The 16,576-nt window shown below is 51.2% G+C and carries 15 protein-coding genes; 10 read left to right on the top strand and 5 right to left on the bottom strand.

From position 1 onward, the window contains the following. The coding region (locus AB7U36_RS06530) for a hybrid sensor histidine kinase/response regulator (protein WP_428158988.1) at positions 1-1,164 on the top strand (1,164 nt) is incomplete at its 5' end. 23 nt (positions 1,165-1,187) lie between these two features. Here the strand turns inward: AB7U36_RS06530 and hisD are convergent. Further along, entirely contained in the window at positions 1,188-2,486 is a 1,299-nt protein-coding gene (gene hisD, locus AB7U36_RS06525) for a histidinol dehydrogenase (protein WP_428158989.1), read from the bottom strand. A gap of 204 nt (positions 2,487-2,690) precedes the next feature. On the opposite strand from hisD, the gene AB7U36_RS06520 reads away from it, so the two are divergent. Continuing rightward, positions 2,691-3,032 carry a DUF134 domain-containing protein gene (locus AB7U36_RS06520; protein ID WP_428158987.1) on the top strand — a complete coding sequence of 114 codons (342 nt, stop codon included), beginning with the start codon at positions 2,691-2,693 and terminating at the stop codon, positions 3,030-3,032. 15 nt (positions 3,033-3,047) lie between these two features. On the opposite strand, the gene AB7U36_RS06515 is transcribed toward AB7U36_RS06520, so the two are convergent. Beyond that, positions 3,048-3,389 (bottom strand): TRAP transporter large permease subunit, encoded by a 342-nt coding sequence (locus tag AB7U36_RS06515; RefSeq protein ID WP_428158986.1) that lies wholly within the window; start codon positions 3,387-3,389, stop codon positions 3,048-3,050. Between the two features lie 263 nt (positions 3,390-3,652). Between AB7U36_RS06515 and AB7U36_RS06510 the strand changes: the two genes are divergently transcribed. The 4 genes from AB7U36_RS06510 to AB7U36_RS06495 are packed head-to-tail and all read left to right on the top strand — an operon-like array spanning position 3,653 to position 7,185. Next, positions 3,653-5,125, top strand: a complete 1,473-nt coding sequence (locus AB7U36_RS06510; protein WP_428158985.1) for an NfeD family protein — start codon at positions 3,653-3,655, stop codon at positions 5,123-5,125. Next, positions 5,122-5,604 carry an NfeD family protein gene (locus AB7U36_RS06505; RefSeq protein ID WP_428158984.1) on the top strand — a complete coding sequence of 161 codons (483 nt, stop codon included), beginning with the start codon at positions 5,122-5,124 and terminating at the stop codon, positions 5,602-5,604. Before AB7U36_RS06510 ends, AB7U36_RS06505 begins: the two co-directional genes overlap by 4 nt. Positions 5,605-5,655: 51 nt before the next feature. Next, complete coding sequence (floA, locus tag AB7U36_RS06500; RefSeq protein WP_428158983.1) at positions 5,656-6,636, top strand: flotillin-like protein FloA; 981 nt, start codon at positions 5,656-5,658, stop codon at positions 6,634-6,636. 57 nt (positions 6,637-6,693) lie between these two features. Continuing rightward, positions 6,694-7,185: a hypothetical protein gene (locus AB7U36_RS06495; protein ID WP_428158982.1), complete on the top strand. Its 492-nt coding sequence runs from the start codon at positions 6,694-6,696 to the stop codon at positions 7,183-7,185. A gap of 112 nt (positions 7,186-7,297) precedes the next feature. Here the strand turns inward: AB7U36_RS06495 and nhaD are convergent, their stop codons facing one another. Further along, positions 7,298-8,578, bottom strand: coding sequence for a sodium:proton antiporter NhaD (gene nhaD, locus AB7U36_RS06490; protein ID WP_428158981.1), 1,281 nt, complete (start codon positions 8,576-8,578; stop codon positions 7,298-7,300). A gap of 229 nt (positions 8,579-8,807) precedes the next feature. Here nhaD and AB7U36_RS06485 point away from each other — a divergent pair, with 229 nt between their 5' ends. From AB7U36_RS06485 to AB7U36_RS06475, 3 genes are read left to right on the top strand one after another with little or no spacing between them, the layout of a single operon-like run. Continuing rightward, positions 8,808-9,236, top strand: a complete 429-nt coding sequence (locus AB7U36_RS06485) for a PaaI family thioesterase (protein WP_428158980.1) — start codon at positions 8,808-8,810, stop codon at positions 9,234-9,236. 13 nt (positions 9,237-9,249) lie between these two features. Continuing rightward, the gene (locus AB7U36_RS06480) at positions 9,250-10,671 is read left to right on the top strand and encodes a dihydrolipoyl dehydrogenase (RefSeq protein ID WP_428158979.1); all 1,422 of its coding nucleotides are present in this window, start codon (positions 9,250-9,252) and stop codon (positions 10,669-10,671) included. Continuing rightward, entirely contained in the window at positions 10,661-11,782 is a 1,122-nt protein-coding gene (locus AB7U36_RS06475) for a DHHA2 domain-containing protein (protein ID WP_428158978.1), read from the top strand. Before AB7U36_RS06480 ends, AB7U36_RS06475 begins: the two co-directional genes overlap by 11 nt. 30 nt (positions 11,783-11,812) lie before the next feature. On the opposite strand, the gene efpL is transcribed toward AB7U36_RS06475, so the two are convergent. Together efpL and AB7U36_RS06465 are read right to left on the bottom strand one after the other, a co-directional pair. After that, positions 11,813-12,379: an elongation factor P-like protein EfpL gene (gene efpL / locus AB7U36_RS06470; RefSeq protein WP_428158977.1), complete on the bottom strand. Its 567-nt coding sequence runs from the start codon at positions 12,377-12,379 to the stop codon at positions 11,813-11,815. Between the two features lie 252 nt (positions 12,380-12,631). Next, a complete protein-coding gene (locus tag AB7U36_RS06465) occupies positions 12,632-13,588 on the bottom strand; it encodes a thioredoxin family protein (protein ID WP_428158976.1) in 957 nt (318 codons plus the stop codon). Positions 13,589-13,718: 130 nt separating this feature from the next. On the opposite strand from AB7U36_RS06465, the gene AB7U36_RS06460 reads away from it, so the two are divergent. After that, positions 13,719-16,576, top strand: a 2,858-nt coding sequence (locus tag AB7U36_RS06460; protein WP_428158975.1) for a UvrD-helicase domain-containing protein, incomplete at its 3' end; no start/stop codon positions are given.

Below are 16,576 nucleotides of genomic sequence, written 5' to 3'. Positions count from 1 at the left end.
CAAAACGAACTCAGAAAAGCCAAAAAACGCCTGGCCCGCACCCAGAAGCTTGAAGCCATCGGCACATTGGCAGGTGGCATTGCCCATGATTTCAACAACACCCTCTCCGTGACCCTGGGTAATATCAATCTAGCTCAAATGGCGGCGGAAAGCGGGACCATCAGAGAATACCTGGATGACGCAGAACAATCCGTTCTCCAGGCAAAAAATCTGGCCGCCAAATTTGTTATCTTTTCAAGCAGCAGCACCGTAGGAGTTAAAACCCACATTGACCTGACAGGATTTATTACCGACACCCTTGACCAAATGAAACGGGAAAAAAATATTTTGTCCCGGCTTGACGTTTTTGACCTGCCCCCTGTGATCGAAGCTGACAATGAAGCCCTGTCGGAAGCGTTGAAGAACGTTGTCATTAACGCATCGGAAGCCATGGACAATAAAGAACCGGTAAAGATAACAGCCCGGCTTTATGCCCCAAAAAAAGGCATGATTGTCATATCAGTCAAAGACCAGGGCCGGGGAATCAAGTCAGATGATTTAGAAAAAATTTTTGACCCCTATTTTTCCACCAAACCTAAAGGGGGCAACCGGGGAACCGGTCTCGGGCTCTCCATTGCCTGGGCCATTGTGAAAAACCACCAGGGCAATATCCAGATTCAATCCACCCTGGACCAGGGCACTTGTGTGGATATCATTCTGCCCATCTTTCCAAAGGATACCCCCACCCCCAAAGAAACCCCTAAGCCCAAAGAGGTGGAGTCCAAGGCAAAGCGGCCTGCCAGGGTGGAAACCCGAAAACCCCTTGTCCTGTTTATGGATGACGATGCCATGATCCTGGAAATCACAGGAAAAATTCTCATCCAGCTGGGCTACGAGCCTGTCCTTGCAAAATCCGGCGAAGAAGCAGTGGAAAAATACCAGTCCTGTCTTGTGGAAGGCAAAATCATCGGCAAGGTGATCCTTGATCTTGAAGTTAAGCATGGCATGGGAGGCGAAGAGACCATGGAAAAGCTGCTGGCACTGAACCCTGGAATCAAGGGTATTGTGGCCTCGGGCTATTCCAATGATGCGATCATGGAAAACCATTCTCTTTTCGGCTTTTCTGCAGCCCTGCCCAAGCCTTTTTCCATCACGGCCCTGAAACAGACCCTTGAAAATCTGTAAAAAGACAGGAAAGCACAGCGCTGTTATTTCAGCCGGATGCTTACTGAATTGGCGTGGGCATATAGGGCTTCGGTCCGGGCCAGGGTGATCACATCATCTGCCTCCTTTTCAAAGGCGTCTTTGGAATAATGGATCAGGCTGGTTTTTTTTGTAAAGTGGGACACGCTCAAGGCAGATGAAAACCGGGCCGTGCCTGCTGTGGGCAGCACATGGTTGGGGCCTGCAATATAGTCGCCCATGGGTTCAGGGGTATACGGCCCCAGAAACAGGGCCCCTGCATTCTGCACCCTGTCAATATAATCAAAAGGGGATTCCACGATGATTTCAAGGTGCTCGGGTGCCAGGCGGTTGGACAAGTCAATGGCCGTATCAATATCCGGTACCACCAGAATGGCGCCGAAATCATTGATGGCCGGTCCGGCAATATCTTTGCGTGGCAGGGCATTGAGCTGGGGCTCAAGCGCGGCGCAGACCTTTTGCGCCACATCGGCAGAATCGGTCACCAGCATGGCCGATGCCAGCACATCATGTTCTGCCTGGGAAAGCAGGTCTGCGGCAATGCATTCAGGGTCTGCGGTTTTATCTGCAATGATCAGAATTTCGCTGGGACCTGCAATCATATCAATAGCAACGGTTCCGGAAACAATTTTCTTGGCAAGGGCGACATAAATATTTCCCGGCCCCACAATCACATCAACCTTGGGCACCTGGGAAGTTCCGTAAGCCAGTGCCCCAATGGCCCAGGCAGAACCGGCCTTGAACACAGAATCAATACCCACGGCCCGTGCTGCCACAAGAAGATGGGGATTAATTTTCCCGTCTGCCATGGGCGGGGTCATCAAAGAGATTGATTTTACGCCTGCCACTTTGGCCGGAATCCCTCCCATGAGCACAGACGAGACCAGGGGTGTCTTTCCGCCTTTGGCCCCGGGGGCATAGATACCTGCCGCCTGAACCGGCCGGACCATCTGTCCCACCATTACCCCGTTTCTGGGGGTGTCTATCCATGAATTTTCCCTCTGGCGGCTGTGAAAGGCTGTGATCTGCTCAACGGCCCGGTCAAGGGCCTTTAAAAACTGAGGGGTCATCTGTTCCAGGGCTTGTTCAAACTCCTGTTCCGTCACCTTAAGGGTATCCAGGGTAACAGCCGGGGAGTCAAACCTGTTGGTGTATTCAACAAGCGCCTCATCACCTCTTTTTTTAACATCATCCAGAAAAGCCTGGACATTGTCCTGGTCTTTTTTGGAAAAACATAGGCCTCTGCCTATGGTGTCCTGAACCCTTTTTTCCGCTTCCGGTGAAGGGTAATTAAATATTTTCATGGCGTGTCTCTTTTGTTTCATGTTCATTGGCGGCCTAAAAACTGTTTCCATTATCAAAACAAAGAAACAGAGCCGCTGGATAAAAAGTACTATATATCAATTTTTAGCACAGAAAACCAATGTCAAGTCCAATGGGGTTAAAATTTATTCTTGACACAACCCTTATCGAAATTTATGATCATTTGATCATAACGAGGAAAAATCATGCCAAGACCCAAGCGACCCCGATGTATTGCATCCGAACCGGCCATTAAAGGGTTCAAGCCCAGAGGAGCAGTGGAGACCGGAGAAGTCATCCTTTCCCTGGAAGAATTTGAAGCCCTCAGACTCATAGATTATGAGGGCATGGACCAGTCCGGCGTCGCGCAGGTTATGGATGTTTCCCGGCAGACCGTAGGAAGGGTTCTGAAAAGCGCCCGCTATAAAATTGCTGAATCGCTGGTTACAGCCAAGCGGCTCACAGTCCAGGGCGGTTGCTATGAGATGCGGGGACGGGGAAAGGGCAGAGGGTGGCGGCATGGGTGCAGAAAACCACCGGAACGTTAGATGAAAATATCGCTTTTATGAAATCATAAACAGGCTTAACTGCGGCCAGTAAGTGATGATGAGTACAGACAGCAGCACCACCAGTATGAGCGGGATTGTGGCCCGGTAAATTTCAACAATGGGTTTGTTGAACCGATACCCTGCAATGAACAGGTTCATGCCCACGGGCGGGGTGAAGTATCCGATCTGCATGTCGGCCAGGGCATTGAAATCTTCCTTATTATTCAGGATACTTCTGGACAAAGCGGTCATCATGTTGGATTTGACCCCGCATCCCTGGGCAAGGAAAACCAGCCCCCAGAACACTAGGCAAAGAACAATAGTTTTATATGCCCTTTTTTTAAAATGAGCCAGCATGAGCGTTTATCCTTTTTGTCCTATTTACCTTGAATTCAAGCGTAAAAGATCTTTATTAGAAATTAATGAAATTTAAAAATTAAAGCCCAGAAGGTAGCTTTTTTGAGGGAAAAAAGCTACCAGGCAGAACGGTTGATTCCAGGCAGGCCCAATCCGACAAAATCAAAAAATTATGGATATAATTGCTGTAACTCATGTATAGTACACAGAATTCATTGATTCCTAAAAAGAGTTACGTGATGCCTTTCAAAATGAGATCTGCCATGTTGTTAGAACGAAAAATCCTCCGGGTACGGGCGTCGGTTTTATTTTTTGTGTTAATTTTTTCCGGTACAGCATATGCTGCCGGGCCGGTGGTGCATATCATTTCCGTTTCCGGGACTGTTGAACCGGGCATGGCCGCATACCTCAAACGGGTGGTCTCCTCCCTTGAAAAGGATGAATCCGCCATTCTGGTATTTGCCATGAATACCTTTGGGGGACGGGTGGATGCCGCCTTTGACATTGTGGAAACCATCTGCACCGTGCCAAGGCAGAGAACCATTGCTTATGTGGAAAAAAAAGCCATTTCCGCAGGCACGCTGATCGCGCTTTCCGCAGGTTCCCTGATCATGAAGGAAAATACCCTTATCGGTGACTGTGCGCCCATGATTCAGACCAGTGAAGGCCACAAGGAAGCAGGCGAAAAAACCCAGACCGTGCTCCGTGCACAGTTTCGAACCCTGGCCAAGCGGAACAATTATTCCCAAGTTCTGGCTGAATCCATGGTGTCTAAATCCATGGAGGTGTATAAAATTACCCGGGGAACGCATTCTGAATACATGGATAAAACCCAGTGGCAGGAGCTTTCCGAGAAAGAAAAGAAAAAAATTACCGGTAAATCCACAATTGTCAGCCAGGGCGAGCTTTTGACCATGGATGACAAAGAGGCTTTTGAGCTGGGGTTTTCCCGCCAGAGTGTCACAACCCTTGATCAGGCCCTTGGGGTTCTGGGCTATGGGTCGTGTAAAAAGGTCTATATTACTGAAAATTGGTCAGAAAATTTTGTAAGATGGATCCAGCCGTTTCTGCCGATTCTCATGATTTTAGGCATTGGTGCCGTGTATACGGAGATTAAGGCCCCGGGATTCGGCATCCCCGGTCTTGTGGGTATTATCTGCCTGGGACTGGTGTTTTTCAACCAGTACCTGGTTGGGCTTGCCAACTATACGGAAATATTGGTGTTCATCATCGGGTTCCTGCTTCTGGGTATGGAAATGTTCGTCCTGCCGGGGTTCGGCATGGCCGGTATCAGCGCCATCATTGTCCTGGCCGCAGGCCTTGTGCTCTCCTTTCAGGATTTTGTGCTGCCTGACCCAAGCCTGCCATGGCAGAGCAATCTCATGATAAATAATCTGGGACTGGTCATGGGCAGCGCCTTTGGCGCGCTGGTGGTTTCAATGTCTGTGGTGCGTTTTGCTTTGCCCAAACTGTCGAAGGTGATTAAGGGGCCGTATCTGGATGCCACACTTCAGGATTCTCATGCCGAATCCACCGAGGCATCAGGTATATGTGCCGGTGATCAAGGCATTTCCTTGACAACGTTGCGGCCTTCGGGCAAGGTCCGTATCAGGGACAGAAAAGTTGATGCCGTTACCCAGGGCAATTTTATTGATCCTGCCACACCCGTCAGGGTGGCCCAGATCACAGCAGGCCATATAATTGTTGAAACGATTATGGAAAAGAGGGAAAAATGAGTGCCTGGATCCTGCCTTTGGTTCTCCAGATCATGGCAATGTTTACCGTTGTTGCCGAGGTTTTTCTGCCGTCCATGGGGCTTTTATCCATTATTGCCCTGGGCTTTACCGGATACTCCCTTTTCCTTGTGTTCCGTGCCTTTCCTGTGTCAGCGTTTTATGTGGTCCTGGGGGCTGATCTGATTCTGCTTCCCGTGGTGTTTATTCTGGGATTTAAAATGCTGGCGGTTTCTCCTTTGTCTCTTAAAAAAAATTTATCTGCATCCCAGGGTGTGGTTTCCCAGTCCCCGGATCTTAAAAATTACCTGGACTGCACCGGGCACAGCATTTCATCCCTTCGTCCGTCCGGAATAGCTCTGATTGGCGGTGTCCGCCTGGATGTGGTCACGGACGGGGAATTTATCGAGCCAGATGCCCCTTTAAGGGTCTGCAAGGTCACAGGTAATCAGGTGATTGTCTGCCGCCGGGAAAACATTTGAATCAACGCGCGTAAAAGCGTTACATAATAATTTAAAAAAAGGTGGTTTAACATGCAGATTATGTCCATTCTTATTATCATTGTCGGCATCCTTGGCCTGGTGCTTGTTTACTTTGCATTTTCCTACATTGGTCTGTGGCTCCAGGCCCTGGTGTCAGGGGCCCGGGTGGGGCTGTTCAACATCATTTTCATGCGGTTCAGGAAAGTGCCGTCTAAGCTGATCGTGGAATCCAAGATCATGGCCGTGAAAGCCGGGATTGATATTGCCACGGACAGTCTCGAGTCCCATTTCCTTGCCGGCGGCAATGTGTCCCGGGTGATCCAGGCATTGATTGCTGCGGACAAGGCCAATATTGACCTTCCCTTTAACCGGGCCGCTGCCATTGACCTTGCCGGCCGGGACGTGCTGGAAGCCGTACAGATGTCGGTTAACCCTAAAGTTATTGAAACCCCTCTTGTGGCGGCCATGGCCAAGGACGGTATCCAGCTCAAAGCCATTTCCAGGGTCACGGTGAGGGCCAATATTGACCGGCTGGTGGGCGGGGCCGGCGAAGAGACCATCCTGGCCCGTGTGGGCGAGGGCATTGTTACCACCATTGGTTCGGCTGTCACCCATAAACAAGTACTGGAAAATCCGGACACCATTTCCAAAACCGTTTTAAGCAAGGGGCTGGATGCAGGTACTGCCTACGAAATCCTTTCCATTGATATCGCGGACGTGGATGTGGGCAAAAACATCGGAGCGGAACTTGAAACCGACCGGGCCGAGGCAGACAAGAAAATTGCCCAGGCTAAGGCCGAGGAAAAACGGGCCATGGCCTATGCCCAGGAACAGGAGATGAAAGCCCGGGTTCAGGAAATGCGAGCCAAGGTGGTGGCGGCCGAAGCCCAGGTTCCCCTGGCCATAGCCGAGGCGTTTAGAAACGGAAATCTTGGGATCATGGATTATTATAAGATGCAGAATATCAGCGCCGACACCCGGATGAGGGACACCATTGCCTCTCCTGATCAGCCAGAGGAGCCACTGAAATAACATCGAAAACAAAATTAGGAAAACAAAATTTAGGATAATAAAATTTAGGATAATAAAATGGATTTTGGTGATATTATTACGTTGATTTTATTTTTGGTTTTTATTGTGTCTCCTTTTTTGAACAGAAAAAAGACAAATAAGGCGGGAAAACCAGCGAAATCAAAGCAGAGCGGGTTTTCCGTTCTGGGGAAACTAAAGGAAGTACTTAAAGAGGCGGCCCGGGAAATGGAAGCCCAGGCTGAACAGGCCCGGAAAAAAGAGGCGGCCGGGCAGAGTAACCGCCCTCTGGAACCCCAAAGCAGTTCCGGTGGCCAGACCGGGGAAAAATATGTAAATCAAACCTTAAAAAAAGGACCCCGCAGAAAAGCCGCTAAGATACCGGAAACAAGAGGGTCAAGATCGTTAACCCAAAAATCTTTTGGGCATGATGCCATGCAGACAAGTTGCCTCAGGTCAGGTTCAAGACGACTGCCGGCCCGGTCCCGGGGGCTTCAAAAGGCTGTGATCTGGAAGGAAATTCTTGGAAAACCCGTTGCCTTAAGAGATTAGTATTTGTTCACGGCACTTGAAAACACACAAGAATTGCGCAAAAAGTGACTGCCCGGCGGCCGATCGCCATTGTACCGTCGGCCGCCGGGACATATCTTACAATTTTTAATGATCAGCCGTGAAGCAGCTTAAACTGAACCAGAAATATCAGGATGCCTGCAATATAGCCAAGCACCGCCAGTCCGCTGATTTTTTTCACATACCAGAAAAAATTAATTTTCTCCAGCCCCATGGCAGCCACCCCGGCAGCCGAACCAATGATCAGCAAAGAGCCGCCGGTTCCTGCACAGAAAGCGAGAAAGGTCCATAAGAAATTGTCTGTGGTAAACTGATGGATATCGTACATCCCCATTGATGCTGCCACCAAGGGCACATTGTCGATAATCGAACTGATAACACCGATCACCGCAACAATAATACTCTGCTCACCAATGGTCTGATTAAGCCAGGTCGCCAGAGCGGACAGGATATGCGAATTTTCCAGGGTTGCCACCGCCAACAGGATACCGATGAAAAAGAGAATGGACGCCATGTCGATTTTGGCCAGGGCATGCACTATGGTCAGGGGTTGTTTTTCCTGGTCAGACTTATGCCTGTGGACAAGCTCTCCCACCAGCCAGAGAACGCCGAGACCGCACAGAATCCCCATAAAGGGCGGTAAATGGGTTGTCTCTTTGAACACCGGCACCATGACCAATGATCCTAACCCGACAGTGAACATCAGGTTCCGTTCGAACGCTGTGGTTGTTCTGGGTCCGGCCGGTTCTTCCTTTTTCCCTACCGGCTTGCCCCGCAGCATAAAGCTGATAACAATCAACGGGACAAGAAGACTGGCAACAGATGCCAGGAAGACCGCTTTAATGATCCCGAGCGAAGAGATCTGGCCGCCGATCCAGAGCATGGTTGTGGTCACATCACCAATGGGCGACCAGGCCCCGCCGGCATTGGCGGCAATAACAATGACCCCTGCAAAAACCAGCCGGTCATCATGATTGTCCAAAAGTTTTTTGGTCAATGACACCATGACAATGGTGGTGGTCAGGTTATCCAGCATGGCGCTGAGAAAGAACGTGACAATACCAATGAGCACAATCAAAACACTCTGGCTGGTGGTGGTGATCCGGGAGGTGATCACCTCAAACCCGTCATGGGCATCCACCAGTTCAACAATGGTCATGGCCCCGAGCAGAAAGAAGATAATCTGGGCAGTGGCCGCAAGGTTCTCATTGAGCTGTTCCGTCACCAGATGGTGGTCGCCTGTGGAAACCGCGTAAACGGTCCACATGATGCCGGCACCCAGCAGGGCGGAAGCCGACTTGTTTACCCTGAGCGGGTGCTCAAAGGCAATGGCCGAATAGGCCAGAACAAAAACAACAATTAATAGCGTATGCATAACGCCTCCTTAAATTTTTAAAAAACGACCGACTAAAAAACAACTGGCAAATATAGCACCATAATTTTTTATTACAATAGGGTTACACTAATATTACAGGTTCGTGGTGGTGGCGCTTGAAACTCACCTTGTTTTAGGTTCTTTCAGGTTGAATATATGTGTTTAAAAAGCAGGCATTTTACTCTACAATGCGCAGCCATCCGATAAAGTGAATAAAAGGAGATCCTTTATGTTTGACTACCCTTTATACCTGAAACAGCTGACAGCAGGAGAACCGGTCAACAACCCTTTTCTGGATTTTTTACAGATAAAGGTTGAGGCGGTTGAAAAAGGATATGCCCGGTTCAGCATGGAAATCCGGCCTGAATTTCTCCAGGGCGCCGGGATCATGCAGGGCGGTTTAGGCATTGCCCTGTCCAGTGAAGCCGCGGCCCATGCGGTGATGAGCACCCTGGCACCCGGCGAAAACCTGACAACCATTGAACTGAAAAATAATTTTCTGTCCATGGCGTCCAAAGGCCGTCTGATCGCCGAAGCCACGGTGTTCAAACGGGGCCGGACCCTTGTTATTGTAGACTGCCGGGTCACAGATGAGACGGGAAAGGATATTTCCAGAAGCAGTGCCACCTTAATGGTGATTCCGCCTAAGGCCGGTTAATGAGGAGTTGTTTATGACCAAAGAATACGATGTGGCGATTATCGGGGCAGGCACAGCCGGACTGACGGCCCAGGAAGAGGTGGTAAAACACACAGACAACTACGTGCTCATTGATGACGGCCCCTTGGGAACTACCTGCGCAAGGGTGGGGTGCATGCCCTCCAAAGCGTTGATTGCCGTGGCCGATGACTTTCACAAGTGCAGTTTTTTTGATGAATATGGCATTAGCGGCGCCCGGGGGCTGGTCCCGGATTATAAAAGGATCATGGCACGGGTCCGGTCCATGCGGGATGAATTTTCAGGCGGCGTGATCCGGGAGATGTCCGGGTTCATGGATAAGGTTATCCGGAAACGGGCCAGATTTCTGGATCCCAATACCCTGGATTTAGGGGACCAGACCATCCGGGCCAAACGCATCATCATTGCCACCGGCTCAAAGCCCTTTATCCCTGATCCCTGGCTGCCGTTTAAAGAAATTATAATTGACACGGACCAGTTCTTTGAACTTGAAACCCTGCCCCGGACTATGGCCGTGTTTGGTTTGGGTGTCATCGGTATTGAGCTGGGACAGGCCCTGCACCGGATAGGGGTTCAGGTGACCGCCGTCAGCCGCCGTAAAACCGCGGGGGGCCTGACCGACCCCAAACTTGCCGAATATGCCTTTGACCATTTTTCCAAGGAGATGCACATAGAACTTGGCACCGCTGAAATCCTGGGCAGGACCGAAACCGGACTGGAAGTGGGATGCGGCAGCAAACGCTGGCCCGTGGACCGGGTGCTCATAGCCACGGGCAGACGGCCCGTGCTCCACGATTTAAACCTTGAAAACCTAAAGGTTGACCTGGATGCCAAAGGGATGCCGGTCTTTGATCCTGAAACCCTGCAGATCGGTGATCTGCCCGTATTTCTGGCCGGGGATGTGAACGGGCTCAGGCCCATTCTCCATGAAGCTGCCGATGACGGCACCATCGCAGGTTACAACGCCTGTGCCGGCACCATGGCCCGATTTAAAAAACGCACGCCCCTGCAGATCACCTTTTCTTCACCGGATATCGCCATTGCAGGCATGTCCCACAAGGCCCTGAGGGAAAAAGGCATTGATTTTGTGGTGGGCGAAGCGTCCTGGGAAGAACTTGGACGGGCCAGAATGATACTTGGCAAAGCCGCCGGAAGGGCCAGAATTTATGCCGACCCCCAAAAGGGGCGGCTGCTGGGTGCAGAGATTATGGCGCCGGCCGGCGAACACATGGCCCATCTTCTGGCCTGGGCCATGGGGGCGAATTTGACAATCAAAGAGATTCTGGGCATGCCCTTTTACCACCCCGTACCTGAAGAGGCCCTTCTGGATGCTTTTCTCCAGATCGCCGCACAGATCAATGCGCCTGTGCCCATGCCAATCCTGGAAAAAATGATGGGCAGGCCCCATGGGGAATAATAAAACTGACCTGGTTAACCGGTTTCTGTCCGATGCCAAGTCCAGAGCTCAAACCCAGGATATTGACATGCTGGTTTTTGGTAACGAGGCGGCAGACCTGGATTCCGTGGTGTCAGCCATTGGCCTTGCCTGGGTGTTGGAAAACGGCAAAAAGCCCTGTTCAGCCCTGCCTTTGATTCCCATTAAAAGAGACGATTTCCGCCTGAAAACTGAAAGCCGGTGGGTGCTCTCGCAAACAGGCATTGATGCTGAACCCCTTTTTTTCCTGGACGATGTCCTGCCGTTGGATACACTCATGTCCCGGGTCAGGGGGCTGGCCCTGGTGGACCATAACCGGCTGGCAAACGGTTTTTCAAAATACGAAGAAAAAGTCAGGTTGATCATGGATCACCATGAAGACTTGAAGCTGTACCCCAATGCCCTGGGCCGGATTGAACCTGTGGGTTCCTGCGCCACCCTGGTGGGCGAAGACCTGATCAATGGTCGTGGGGGGGGCGCTGCAGGGGAAATTCCCGGGAATCTGGCTGCCCTTTTGCTCGGGGCCATTCTGATTGATACGGTCAACCTTGACCCCAACGCCGGACGGGCAACCCCCAGGGACCATGCCGTGGCAACGCATCTGCAGTCCATCGCCGGCCTGGACACAGACGGTTTTTACCAGGGAATCCGCGCAGCCAAATCAGACATCCGGGATATGAACACAAGGGACCTGCTCAGACGGGACTGCAAGACATTCCAATTCAACAAGGTAACCTGCACCGTTGCATCGGTGCCTTTGGCCCTTGAACAATGGATGAAAAGGGACATGGGCCTTGCCAACGGCATTGAAACCTATGCAAAAGAAATGCAGGCAGATATTCTGATGACCATGAACACCCAGCGTATCCCTGAATTTTCACGGGGGATTGCAGTGTTCTGCAAATCCCCCCTTCTTTTTACAACCATCTCCGCCATGCTGGCATCCAACCTTGACCTGGAAATAATCCCCCCGCCCCAAGGCTTTGACTGCGGCGGGGTTCACTTTTTCCGCCAGGGCAACCTGCGCCTGTCCCGAAAAAAACTTGAGCCGATGCTGGATAAATATTTTTCAAAACTTGAACAACCTTATTAGCCTGCCCGGCAAAACATGGTGTTAAAAGGATCAGGCCCTGGATATATATTTTCTGGTTTCGGTGTTGACCTTGACCATCTCCCCGTTTTCAAGATATTCAGGCACCTGGATTTCAACCCCGTTGGAAAGGGTGGCCGGTTTTGTCCGGGCTGTAGCGCTGGCCCCTTTGACGCCCGGAGCGGTTTGTGTGATTTCAAAAACAAGGGAAGCGGGAATTTCAATGGCCACCAGATTGCCGTCAATGAACATGCCCACAATATCTTCCATGCCGTCGGTGAGCCAGACCAGCTCGTCTTCAATGCTGTCTTCGGCAATCATATACTGGGCATATTCCACACTGTCCATGAATACATGCAACGCCCCGTCCGGATAGAGGTACTGGACAGGTTTTCTTTGCAAGTCCACACCATCGAGCATATCATTGCCTTTGTATGAGGCTTCATATTTCTGCCGGGTCTTGATACTGCTGAACCTGACCTTGTAAAGGGTGACAGCGCCCCTTGCCGACGGGGTTCTTACATCAATGTGTTTAACCAGATACGGTTCACCGCTGATCTCCACCACCTGGCCTTTTTTTAAATCACATGCTTTTGGCATACGAGCCTCTCCTAATAATAAAACCTTCATTGCGTTTACAAAGTTTACGCTCACGGTCAGACCACAGACTTTTTTGCCTGTTTACCAGCACAAAGGGTTTAAAGCAAGGTTTTATATGAAACTGGAGACAAGATACAGGAAACAAGAGGGCGAAGCGCCTGGGGCGCCCATTTCAGCCCCGCATTGTCGGTGTCTTTAGTCTCATTGCAGTGGCCAACGGCTAGCCTTTGCTGTTGATGGCGGCCTCAATATTCAAAATCTGTCCTTAATGGACTGAATCGCTTCATCTGCCGCGTCCTTGAGATCCGTGTGGGACAGGATCGCCTTTTGGGCCGCAATCCAGTTCAGGGTATCAGGTGTACCGATTTCACCCAGAGTATACAGAACATCACCCTGAACAGCCACAGCCAGGGTGCTGAATGCATCAATTAGAATTTTTTCCAGATCAGCGCACAGGGCTGGTGCTTTCTCAGCAAGGGCTTCCACCACCACCATGGCGCCTAAACGCACGGACCAGGTTTCGTGGAGAAGAAGTCCGGAAAATCCTTTGAACAACCGGTTGGACCCGAGCATCTGCTCGGTGATCCACGCTGCCCGGCCATCCTCCAGTATGGTTTTCAGGGCCATGGTATCCAGGTCCATGCTCTCCTTGTTGACGATCATGTCCACAATTTCTTCTTCTGCCACTGCCCCGGTCCATCGGGTATCATCATCCAGAATCAGGCAGGGGGCGGACATCACCTTGTCTTTCCGGGCTTTTTCAGGAAACAGGGATCCGTCAATGATGTGAAGATGGATTTTTTCACAGGCAGCTGCCAGGGGGATGAGCCGCTCAACCATCCCCGGGCAGTGGGGGCATTGCAGGGCAATATACAGGGTCAGCCGGCAGGGCACTTCGATATGGTTCAAGATTTTTCGGATACCGTCCTCCGGATCAGGTTTGTCAAGGGCGTCCAAGCTTTTTAGAAAAGGTGACAATTCACGTTCCAGGGGCAGGGCTGAATATAAAATATTGTTTTTCAGGAAAAACCCGGGCAGGTCCGCAGGTTGACTGCTGTCTGTCCAGGATATGGACGCCGATATCTCCTGCCATTGGCGGACAAACGCCTCGAATCTTTTTTGCTCGGGATGTTCTGTGTCTGCAATGCTTAAGGCCGGGCGTCCCAAAGGCGTCCAGGCCCTGATCTGTTCTTGGGTTATGTTGTCCATAACTGGCCTCCGGTTGGATTGGGTGGGTTACCTGTATCGTCTGGTATTTATCAGAATCCGGGTTTTAAATTAAGGATAAATCATGTACATAATGACTTGACACTCAATAAACAATTCACGGACAGGATCCATGAAATACATAGCAGATCTGCATATCCATTCAAAATATTCCCGGGCCACGGCCAAAAACCTGGACCTGGAGCATATTTACCTCAACGCCCAGATTAAAGGCATTACCCTGGTGGGCACAGGGGATTTTACCCATCCTGCCTGGATCCAGGAGATTGAGGCAAAGCTTGTGCCTGCCGAACCCGGGCTGTTTGCATTAAAAAATGAGATTGCAAGGCAGATTGACGCCGACGTGCCGGCTCCGTGCAAAGGGCCTGTGCGTTTTATCCTCCAGGCTGAGATTTCCAATATATATAAGAAGGACGAAAAAGTCCGCAAAAACCATAACCTGATCTATATGCCGGATCTGGACACGGCAAAGAAGTTCAATGCCCGCCTGGATGCCATCGGTAACATCAAATCCGATGGCCGCCCCATTCTCGGGCTGGATGCCAGAAATCTGCTGGAGATCATGCTGGAAACGTCTGCCCAGGGTTTTTTTGTCCCGGCCCATATCTGGACACCATGGTTTTCCATGTTCGGGTCCAAATCCGGATTTGATACCATTGAGGAATGCTTTGGTGATTTAAGTTCCCATATTTTTGCCTGTGAGACTGGCTTGTCATCAGATCCGCCCATGAACTGGCGGGTGAAAAATCTGGACAGGGTCCGGCTGATATCCAACTCCGACGCCCATTCCCCTGGATTTTTGGGCCGCAATGCTTCGGTGTTTGATACGGACCTGGCCTTTGGCGCGGTGCGGCGTGCCCTTAAAACCCATGATCTTACAGCCTATAGAGGCACCCTGGATATGTATCCCCACCAGGGAAAATACCACTATGACGGCCACCGCAAATGCGGGGTATGTCTCAATCCAGATGAGACTGCGGCTTTGGGCGGGATTTGCCCCCAATGCGGGAAACCTCTGACCCTGGGCGTGCTTTACCGGGTCCGGGAACTGGCTGACAGGCCTGATGGGTTTAAACCTGAAAACCGGCATCCCCATTCCTATGTGGTGCCCCTGGCAGATATTTTATCCCAGATTTTTGGGGTGGGTCCCAATACCAAAAAGGTGAAAACCCATTATGATAAAGCGGTCAATGCCCTGGGGCCGGAGCTTGCAATACTCACACAGCTTTCACCTGAAATCATTGAACATGCCGGTGTGCCTTTACTGGCCCCGGCCATACAAAAGATGAGAGACGGGGATATCCACATTGACCCGGGGTATGATGGTGAGTATGGAACGGTCAATATTTTTACCCCGGAGGAAAAAGCCCATATCCAGGGAGAAAAAAGCCTGTTTACCGGCCCTTTGCCCCTCAAAAAAGCAAAAACAACGGTCAACGCACAGTTCTGCCGTCAAAAGCCCCAAAGCAAAGATGCGGCATTGCCTTTACCTGAAAAAAAAGAGACCGCGGCATCTGTTGCCCCCGGACATATCCTGGACGGGCTGAACCCGGAGCAGGAGAGGGCGGTTAAATCCGAATCAAGGGCCGTGGTGATCCAGGCCGGGCCGGGCACGGGGAAAACCCGTACCCTTACGGCCAGAATTGCCTGGCTGCTCCGGGAAAACCTGGCCGCTCCTGAAAACATCCTGGCCCTGACCTTTACAAATAAGGCGGCAGGCGAACTTGTCGGCCGGATTGAGTCCTTTATTCCCCAGGGCGGGCAACTTGTGACAGCAGCTACCTTTCACGGATTCTGTCTTAAACTGCTTAGGCGGTATTCAGATTTCAAGCGGGGGCTCATGGAGGATGACCTGCGCCTTGAGGTGCTGGGACTGGCCTTCAAAGCCGTGACAGGCGAAAAAAAGGTGCCCCAGAAAACAGTGTTAAAACTGGATGCCTGGATCAGCCGGCAAAAGCAGCAATTAAAGGAGCCTTACGATGAAGATTTGGGTGACGCCGCAAACAGCAGTAAAGACGGCTTTCATCCGGTCTGGCCCGGGGTGTACGAAACCTATGACCAGATGCTTCAAGAACGCGGCCTGGCAGATTTTGAAGATTTGATTTTCATCTGTTTCAGGCTTTTTTCCAGGGATGCGGACCTGCTTGAACAGGTGCGTCACCGGTATAAATTTATTTTTGTGGATGAGTACCAGGACCTGAACCTGGGCCAGTACAGGCTGGTGCGGCTTCTTGCACAAAACAGCCACATTTTCGTGATTGGTGACCCGGATCAGTCCATCTACGGATTCAGGGGATCGGACAGCCGGTTTTTCAAGCGGTTTGAACAGGATTTCCCCGGGTGCGAACACATACGCCTGCGCCGGAATTACCGGTCCACCCAGACCATTCTGGACGCCTCTTTTCAGGTGATTTGCACCGGTGATGACCTAGGAAATGAGGCGCGTAAAATTTTTGCAAGCCTTGACGGCACGCAAAAGATTTCGATCAATGAAACTGCCAGCGAAAGTGCCGAGGCCGTTGCCGTGGGAAAGATCATTGAAAAAGGGGTAGGGGGGCTCTCTTTTCTGTCCATGGACAAGGGCACGGGCCCGGACCCCGGAACAGACAGGGAATATGCCTTTTCCGACTTTGCCGTTCTCTACCGCACCCGGCAGCAGGCCCTGGCCTTTGCCCGGGCCTTTGAGAAGGCCGGTATCCCTTTTCAGACTGCGGACCGGGAACACTGGGCCGACATGGCCGGCATAAAAGAGGTGCTGGCCCTGGTGCGGATTTTTCTTGGTCGCGGCAGTGACGCAGACCGGCAGCAGTTTGCACCATTTTTACCCGGGATGGCCGCATTTTCAGCATCCCTGAACACGTCAGCGCTTCTTGATACCTTGGGGGGCTGGCTGGATATCAAGGCCCTGGGCCAAAGAGATGAAAAACTGGCATCGGCATGGCAGCGGCTCAAGGCACTGGCAGGCCGGTA

It is taken from the genome of Desulfobacter sp., from assembly GCF_050177295.1.
This window is presented reverse-complemented; position numbering and strand designations above follow the sequence as displayed.

Bases quoted from the DNA above. Each gene is read 5' to 3' on its own strand.
- hisD (WP_428158989.1), bottom strand. From the start codon at position 2,486: ATGAAAATATTTAATTACCCTTCACCGGAAGCGGAAAAAAGGGTTCAG.
- AB7U36_RS06520 (WP_428158987.1), top strand. From the start codon at position 2,691: ATGCCAAGACCCAAGCGACCCCGATGTATTGCATCCGAACCGGCCATT.
- AB7U36_RS06515 (WP_428158986.1), bottom strand. From the start codon at position 3,389: ATGCTGGCTCATTTTAAAAAAAGGGCATATAAAACTATTGTTCTTTGC.
- AB7U36_RS06510 (WP_428158985.1), top strand. From the start codon at position 3,653: ATGTTGTTAGAACGAAAAATCCTCCGGGTACGGGCGTCGGTTTTATTT.
- AB7U36_RS06505 (WP_428158984.1), top strand. From the start codon at position 5,122: ATGAGTGCCTGGATCCTGCCTTTGGTTCTCCAGATCATGGCAATGTTT.
- floA (WP_428158983.1), top strand. From the start codon at position 5,656: ATGCAGATTATGTCCATTCTTATTATCATTGTCGGCATCCTTGGCCTG.
- AB7U36_RS06495 (WP_428158982.1), top strand. From the start codon at position 6,694: ATGGATTTTGGTGATATTATTACGTTGATTTTATTTTTGGTTTTTATT.
- nhaD (WP_428158981.1), bottom strand. From the start codon at position 8,578: ATGCATACGCTATTAATTGTTGTTTTTGTTCTGGCCTATTCGGCCATT.
- AB7U36_RS06485 (WP_428158980.1), top strand. From the start codon at position 8,808: ATGTTTGACTACCCTTTATACCTGAAACAGCTGACAGCAGGAGAACCG.
- AB7U36_RS06480 (WP_428158979.1), top strand. From the start codon at position 9,250: ATGACCAAAGAATACGATGTGGCGATTATCGGGGCAGGCACAGCCGGA.
- AB7U36_RS06475 (WP_428158978.1), top strand. From the start codon at position 10,661: ATGGGGAATAATAAAACTGACCTGGTTAACCGGTTTCTGTCCGATGCC.
- efpL (WP_428158977.1), bottom strand. From the start codon at position 12,379: ATGCCAAAAGCATGTGATTTAAAAAAAGGCCAGGTGGTGGAGATCAGC.
- AB7U36_RS06465 (WP_428158976.1), bottom strand. From the start codon at position 13,588: ATGGACAACATAACCCAAGAACAGATCAGGGCCTGGACGCCTTTGGGA.